Annotated in this window: 7 protein-coding genes and 1 pseudogene; 5 read left to right on the plus strand and 3 right to left on the minus strand. The window is 65.3% G+C overall.

Going from position 1 to position 7,257, the window contains the following annotated elements:
- The first annotated feature begins 44 nt into the window (after positions 1–44).
- A complete protein-coding gene (locus tag AC1DQR_RS35490) occupies positions 45–1,754 on the plus strand; it encodes a serine hydrolase (RefSeq protein ID WP_416050877.1) in 1,710 nt (569 codons plus the stop codon).
- Positions 1,755–1,852: 98 nt separating this feature from the next.
- Here AC1DQR_RS35490 and AC1DQR_RS35495 read toward each other — a convergent pair whose 3' ends face one another.
- Positions 1,853–2,755, minus strand: a complete 903-nt coding sequence (locus tag AC1DQR_RS35495; RefSeq protein ID WP_416050878.1) for a LysR family transcriptional regulator — start codon at positions 2,753–2,755, stop codon at positions 1,853–1,855.
- 123 nt (positions 2,756–2,878) lie between these two features.
- On the opposite strand from AC1DQR_RS35495, the gene AC1DQR_RS35500 reads away from it, so the two are divergent.
- The 3 genes from AC1DQR_RS35500 to AC1DQR_RS35510 all read left to right on the plus strand — a co-directional run bounded on the left by AC1DQR_RS35500 (position 2,879) and on the right by AC1DQR_RS35510 (position 5,826).
- A complete protein-coding gene (locus AC1DQR_RS35500; protein WP_416050879.1) occupies positions 2,879–3,712 on the plus strand; it encodes an oxidoreductase in 834 nt (277 codons plus the stop codon).
- A 153-nt stretch (positions 3,713–3,865) separates the two neighbouring features.
- Complete coding sequence (locus AC1DQR_RS35505; protein ID WP_416050880.1) at positions 3,866–5,497, plus strand: FAD-dependent oxidoreductase; 1,632 nt, start codon at positions 3,866–3,868, stop codon at positions 5,495–5,497.
- The gene (locus AC1DQR_RS35510; protein ID WP_416050881.1) at positions 5,494–5,826 is read left to right on the plus strand and encodes a 4Fe-4S binding protein; all 333 of its coding nucleotides are present in this window, start codon (positions 5,494–5,496) and stop codon (positions 5,824–5,826) included. The genes AC1DQR_RS35505 and AC1DQR_RS35510 overlap by 4 nt, the downstream gene beginning before the upstream one ends.
- 265 nt (positions 5,827–6,091) lie before the next feature.
- Here the strand turns inward: AC1DQR_RS35510 and AC1DQR_RS35515 are convergent, their stop codons facing one another.
- Positions 6,092–6,442 (minus strand): type II toxin-antitoxin system ChpB family toxin, encoded by a 351-nt coding sequence (locus AC1DQR_RS35515; protein WP_416050882.1) that lies wholly within the window; start codon positions 6,440–6,442, stop codon positions 6,092–6,094.
- Positions 6,436–6,687 carry an AbrB/MazE/SpoVT family DNA-binding domain-containing protein gene (locus AC1DQR_RS35520; protein ID WP_416050883.1) on the minus strand — a complete coding sequence of 84 codons (252 nt, stop codon included), beginning with the start codon at positions 6,685–6,687 and terminating at the stop codon, positions 6,436–6,438. Before AC1DQR_RS35520 ends, AC1DQR_RS35515 begins: the two co-directional genes overlap by 7 nt.
- A 361-nt stretch (positions 6,688–7,048) precedes the next feature.
- Here AC1DQR_RS35520 and AC1DQR_RS35525 point away from each other — a divergent pair.
- Positions 7,049–7,257 (plus strand): annotated as a pseudogene (locus AC1DQR_RS35525) (hypothetical protein); the annotation flags it as partial.

Raw genomic sequence — 7,257 nt, forward strand, 5'->3', positions numbered from 1 at the left:
ACCTCCAATAAGCCATGCCGTTGCAGAGACAAGGATCCCGCGCCATGCTCAGTGATTTTGATGATCTCGTCCAGGCGTCGATGCAAGAATGGAAGGTACCGGGCCTTGCGCTCGCCGTGATCCGGGATGGTGAAACGGTGCTGGTAAAAGGCTATGGCGTGCGCGACACGGAAGCGCCGGCGCCCGTGACGGTGGACACCCAGTTCCTGCTGTGCTCGCTCACCAAGTCTTTCACCACCGCCGGGCTCGGCCTGCTGGTGGACGAGCGCAAGCTCGACTGGACCCGGCCCGTGCGCGATTACATACCGGAGTTTCGGCTGCACGATGCGGTTGCGACCGAGCGCGTGACCGTGCGGGACTTGCTTTGCCATCACAGCGGCGTCCCGCGCCACGACTGGATCCACTCGCCGGGCGACCTGTCCATGGCGCAGATCCTGGCGGCCTTGCGCCATCTGGAGCCGAGCCGGGACGTACGCGAAGCCTACCAGTACCAGAACCTGGGATATCTCGTGGCCGGGCATATCGCGGAGCGCATCAGCGGGCAGCGCTGGGAGGATTTCACCACCGAGCGCCTGCTCCGTGCGCTGGGCTTCGCGCACTTCGGGCTCTCCATCGAAGCGCTCGCCGCCGCGCCGAACCATGCGCATCCGCACATCATGCAAGGCGACGAAAGCCAGCGTGCAATGCTGACACCTATCCGAGCTCTTCCCGCCGGCGGGCTCAATGCCTGCGTGTCGGACCTGGCGAAGTGGATGCGCTTGCTGATCGATGAAGGCTCCGTGGATGGCAAGCCGCTGCTGTCGGCGGAAATCGTCCGGCAAATGATGACCCCGCGCGTGCACGTGGGCCGCTCCGTGTTCAAGGAGGTGGGTGAGTTCCACTACGGGCTCGGCCTGTCGCTGGAACACTATCGCGGCGAACGGAAGGTCTCCCACACCGGCAGCTGGGTCGGCTGGGCCAACTCAATGGCGATGCTGCCGGAACGCCGGATTGGCGTCGCGGTGCTGACCAATCGAGCCCCAAGTGCCGTCACCGAACTGCTGACCTACACCGCGCTCGATCAGCTTTGCGGCCACAAGCCGATCGACTGGTTCGACCGGTTCCTCACCATGCGCCGCCAGGCGCTTGCTCAGCAGAAGGTCGACCAACAGGCGCGCAGCGAATTGCGCCGGACCGGCACAACGCCGAGCCATCCGCTCGACGACTATGCCGGCGAGTACGAACACCCGGCTTACGGGCGGATCGGCATCACCAAAGAGAACAACGCTCTGGCATGGCGCTGGCGCGGCATGTCGGGCCAGCTCGAACACCGCCACTACGATGTGTTCACCACCGCCGACAAGCCGGCCGAGATCCATCCCGACAATCTCGCACTGAGCTTCGGCTATGACCGGGAAGGCAACATCGACCGGATCTGCGCGCCTTTGGAGCCGATGGTGGCGGATATCGTATTTCGCCGCGCGGCAGGCGGCGACGTACTCGACCCGGCGTTCCGCGCCCTCTGCGCTGGCAGTTTCATGCACGGCGTGCAGGAGATCAGCGTCACGCTCGATGCGGCGGGCCAGCTATCGCTGCGCATCGGCGGCCAGCAGAGTTGGCCACTGCGGCCATTTGACGGGCGGACTTTTGACCTGGAAAGCCTCCAGGGGTATCGGGTCGCGTTTCGCCGTCCCTCGCCAGACATCGTGGACGCGGTCATCTTCTACCAGCCGGATGGCACCTTCCTGGCACTGCGGCAGGCTATGTCAGCGTAAATCGCATCACGGCCGCAAGCCAACGCCCTTGTCCATTGCCGCCCGCACCGCATGGCAATGCCAATAACGCTGGCCTGGCACTGATGGCGGCGTTCCCGTTACCTGCTATCCGCCAGCGCCATCCTGGCAAAATCGATAAAGACGCGCAGCTTCTTCGGCATCCCCGTCCGGTTGTAGTAGTAGAGGTAGAGCCCCGTGCGCGGTATCCACGCGTCCAGCACGTTCACCAGCGCGCCGGCCCGCAAATACGGCTCGGCGTTGCGGTATTGCAGGTAGGCAAAGCCGAACCCGTCCAGGGCGGACTGCAGCAGCAAGCCGTTGTCATTGGTCGCGATGCGCCCGGCCACAGCGATCTGCATGGTTTCACCGGCTTTCTCGAACTCCCAGCGATACAGCGCGCCGGTATCGGCGCTCCTGTAGTTCACGCATTGATGCTTGAGGAGATCGCGCGGGTGCCGCGGCTTTGCCTTGTCTCTCAGGTACGCCGGAGACGCGACCACGCAAAAGCGCATCTGCGTGACGAGTGGCACGATCACCATGTCCTCGTCCAGCACATTGTCATAGCGGATGCCGGCATCGAAACCCTTGCCGACGATGTCCACCAGGCTGTTATCCGCAATGACCTCGACATTGATGTCGGGGTAGGCCGTCAGGAACGCTTTCAGGACGGGCTGGATCACCAGCGGGATGGCGCTCGGGGGCACGTTCAGGCGCAGCGTGCCCATTGACTCGCTGGAGGATCTGGAAGCATCGCGCATGGCGAGCTCGAGTTCCTGCAGGAGCGGCGAGATCCTCGTCAGGAACCGCGCTCCGGCCTCCGTCAGGCTGACGCTGCGCGTCGTCCGGTTAAGCAGGCGGGCTCCCAGGCGCTCTTCGATGCGCCTGACCGTATAGCTGACGGACGTCACCGGGATACCCAGCGCGCGCGCGGCGGCGCTGAAGCTTTGCTCCTGCGCTACGCGGGCAAAGACGGAAAGGGCCTGGAATTCAGCTGGATTCATTATGCAAATTTATTGCAAAGTCCTTGCCGATTATCTTCCTTCTTCACAGGGTCGGCAACGTCCATACTCCGTTGTACCGAGCCGCCGAGGACGGCGGCTCCCCCTGACAATTCTCCTGGAGAAATGATGAAAACCTGGTTCATTACGGGCGTAAGCACGGGTTTTGGGCGCGCGCTGGCCGAGGCCGCGATCGCGCAGGGCGACAAGGTCGCCGGCACGCTGCGCCAGCAAGCGCAGTGCGCGGCGTTCTCCGCGATGTCCCCGGGACAGTCTTTCGGCTACGTGCTCGATGTGCGGTCCGGCCCGGACATCCCGCGCGTGGTCGCGCAGATCGAGCGCGAGGTTGGCCCGATCGACGTGCTGGTCAACAACGCGGGGTACGGTTACGAGGGCAGCATCGAGGAAGCCACGCCCACAGACATCCGTGCGCAGTTCGACGTGAATGTGTTCGGCGCGATCGGCGTGATCCAGGCCGTCCTGCCCTTCATGCGAGAACGGCGCAGCGGCCACATCCTGAACGTCACGTCGATGGGCGGCCTCATGACGTTTCCCGGCGTGGGCATCTACAACGCGAGCAAGTTCGCGCTGGAAGGCATCAACGAGGCACTTTCCAAGGAAGTGCGCCCCTTCGGCATCAAGGTGACCGCGATCGAGCCAGGCGCCTTCCGCACGGACTGGGCAGGCCGATCCCTGCAACGCACGGTGCGCACGATCGAGGACTACGCGGCAACGCTGGAGCCGCTGAGCGCCGCGCGTGCGGCAAGATCCGGCAAGCAGCCGGGAGATCCCCGCAAGGCCGCGCAGGCGATCCTCAAGGTGGTAGCGTCGGACCGGCCGCCGGTGCATCTTCTGCTGGGCACCGATGCGCTCGGCTTCGTTCGCGAGAAGCTCAAGACATTGCAGGAGGAAATCAACCAGTGGGAAGCGCTGACCGTCAGTACTGACCTTACCGATTGAATTCGTTGCCAGCGTAACGGATTGCCGCGCTCGCCGCCGCTGCGGCGAGCGCATATGGATTGCACCAAAGCTTCGTTGCGCGGCCCGCGCCAGTTGGCTACTGTCATTCGATCATTCGATATGCCAATCGCCACTGCCGGGAGGAATCGCCGCATGCCATCCATCGGGACCGAGTACCGCGCCAGGACGCCCGCGCCACAGACCGATGTGCTGGTCATCGGCGGCGGCCCTGCCGGCACCTGGGCAGCCATTGCCGCTGCCGAAAGCGGCGCGCGCGTCGTGCTGGCCGACAAGGGTTACTGCGGCACCTCGGGCGCGACGGCGGCAGCCGGCACCGCCATCTGGCACGTTGCACCGGACCCTGCCGCGCGCGCGGCGGCCAAGGCCAGCCGCTACACACTTGGCGGCGAACTGGCCGAGCCGGCCTGGATGGACCGGGTGCTGGACCGCACCTACGCGGGACTCGAACAACTTGCCGAATGGGGCTACCCCTTTCCGCAGGACGCCTCCGGCCAGGCGCAGCGCATCTCCCTGCAAGGGCCGGAGTATATGCGGCTGATGCGCCGGCGCGCCAAGGCGGCGGGCGTCCGCATTCTCGACCACAGCCCGGCGCTGGCCCTGCTGGTGGATGCCGGCGGCGCGGTGCGCGGCGCACGGGGCCTGCACCGCCAGCCCCGCGCGGGCCAGCCGGGCGAGTGGACGCTGCGCGCCAGCGCGGTGGTGATCGCCACCGGGGGCTGCGCCTTCCTCAGCCGGGCACTGGGCTGCAACGTGCTGACCGGCGATGGTTACCTGATGGCGGCCCAGGCCGGTGCCGACCTGTCCGGCATGGAGTTCTCCAATGCGTATGGCCTTGGACCCGCGTTCTCGTCAGTCACCAAATCGCTGTTCTACCAATGGGCGACCTTCTATGACGCACGGGGCCAGGTGCTGGAAGGCGCGGGCTCCGCGCAGGGCCGCAGCGTGATTGCCCGCGCGCTGCAAACGCAAGCGGTGTACGCACGGCTGGACCGCGCGGACGTCAAGGTGCGTGCGTGGATGCGCAGCGCCCAGCCAAACTATTTCCTGCCCTTCGACCGCCTTGGCATCGACCCCTTCACGCAACGCTTCCCGGTGACCTTGCGATTGGAAGGCACAGTGCGCGGCACCGGCGGCCTGCGCATCCTGGACGCACAATGCGCCACCAGCGTGCCCGGCCTGTACGCAGCCGGCGACGCCGCCACGCGCGAGCTGATCTGCGGCGGCTTTACCGGCGGCGGCAGCCACAACGCCGCATGGGCGATGTCATCCGGCTGGTGGGCCGGCCAGGGCGCGGCCGCCTTCGCGCAGGATGCGCGCCTCACTGCCGGGCAAACCCTGTACAGCGCCGGCTACGGCAACCCGGCGCACGTGCAGGCGACCCCGGCCGAGCCTGACGCATCGGCGCTCGTCAGCGCCGTGCAAGCCGAAGTGTTTCCCTACGCGCGCAACTGGTTCCGCCATGGCGAGGCGCTCACCGATTCACTGGCGCGGCTCGATGCGCTGTGGCGGCAATGGGGCGACGCCGCTGCGCTACCCGGCGCAGAGCATGCCTTGCGCACACGCGAGGCCACCGCCATGCTCGCCACCGCGCGCTGGATGTACCGCAGCGCGCTGGCGCGCACCGAGACGCGCGGCATGCACCGGCGCATCGATCATCCGGGCCAGGATGCAAGCCAGCGCCACCGGGTGATCAGCGGCGGGCTGGACGAGGTCTGGACCGCGCGCGAGAACATCGCCGGCACCACCTGGAAGGCAGCCGCATGATCGAGCTGCTCAACAGCGCGCGCTGCACCGGCTGCAATATTTGCGTGCGCGTATGCCCCACCAATGTCTTCGCCGTCGTGCCCGGACAGCCGCCAGCGATCGCGCGCCAGCATGACTGCCAGACCTGCTTCATGTGCGAGCTGTACTGCCCCGAAGACGCACTCTTCGTGGCGCCGCTGGCCGACGCCTGTCAGCCGGCGGATAACGCAGCCACCACGCAGCCCCGCCACGCGGGCAGCTACCGCGCGGCAATAGGCTGGGGCAGCGGCCGCACATCCACCGCCGCGCAGGATGGCAGCCACGCGCTGCTTGGACTGGTCCGGCGCTAGCAAACCAGGGATGAACCAGGGAATGCCATGAAAGACCTGATCGACTGGATCACCGCCATCGCCACCGTCGCGCTGGTGTACGCGGCGCTGCGCTATCCGCTCTATCCGCCACGCTTTGGCGCCACGGATGAGGACAAAGACCTTTAGCACTCGGGCGCGAGTTGCGTCAGGAAAGCCATTACGGATTGCAAGCTGATGGATTCAATGCGTCCTTGTTTGGGGAAGTTGATACCAAGTTGGCGCTCGCGCCGATGTCCTCTCCCAATCAGTCCAAGATCGTTTGCAAACGGGCCAGCGCGTCGTCTACCACTTCGGCCGGCGCCCGCTCGACCTTCCTTGCGCCACGCGCTTCAAGATCCAGCGTGCGAACCATGTTCACCAGTGCGACCCCCTGGGTCTCGGTACCGGGACCGGACAGCGGCACGGCGAAGCCGGCGAAACGGGCGAAGTCCCCCCCCTGCGTGATCGGTGCAACCAGCGCGACGCCGAGCGCGTTGAACGCGGCGGGTGACAGCACAAGCGCAGGGCGGAAATCACCCTGCTGTTCGCGGCCCGCAGTCGGGTTCAGGTTCACCCGCACGATGTCACCCCGATCAAACTTGACGCGCCTCACCATGCTTCACGTCCGACCGGCTCGAGGTTGTTCCACGAGGTCAGATCTGCGGGCATCGGCGCATTGGGATCGCACTGCGCGACCAGATCACCAAGCGCATACTTGTGCCGCGCCGGCTTGAGCATGATCCCCTCAGGGCGCACGTCGACGGCGAGCTTGTCGCCTAGAGCAACCTTGAGTTGTTCAAGCAATGTAGCGGGCAAACGCACAGCCGCGCTGTTGCCCCACTTCTGAATCGACAGTTCCATAACAGGCTCCGTTAGCGGATATCCATTGTAGATACGCCAGCCTCGGACATCAAATTCTGTATCTACATCGTAGATACGGCTTGTTTAGGGTAGCTTGGAGCATCGGACCGCGCTACATGCGCCTGTCCATAGCCGCGCCCTAATGGCACCCCCACCGCCGAAGCGGTGTCCGCACCGCGCTGTGCCGCCTGCCCGTGAATTCAAAAATTCTGAACAACCCATCCGGATAAGACTGGTCTAACGCACCGATGACTCTCCTATAGTTCGTTACATGGACGGCGCGCACAAACAAAGCAACGTTCTGGCAGTCGCAGCGAACAATCAACAAAATTCAACGAATTTTAAGATACTGGAGAACATCATGACCAAGACCTTCGCCCTCAAGCTCGCTTCCACCCTCGTGCTGTCGCTCGCCGCCATTGGCGCCGCCCAGGCCGCTTCCGCCAAGGACACCCTCGCCGGCGACAAGTACGGCTATGAATTCCGCACCTCGGTCCCCGCCGACAAGTACGGCTACGACTTCCGCGCAACCGACGCCTTCACCGACGGCGCACGCAGCGGCAAGCTGGA

Source organism: Cupriavidus sp. 05L411 (assembly GCF_056398045.1).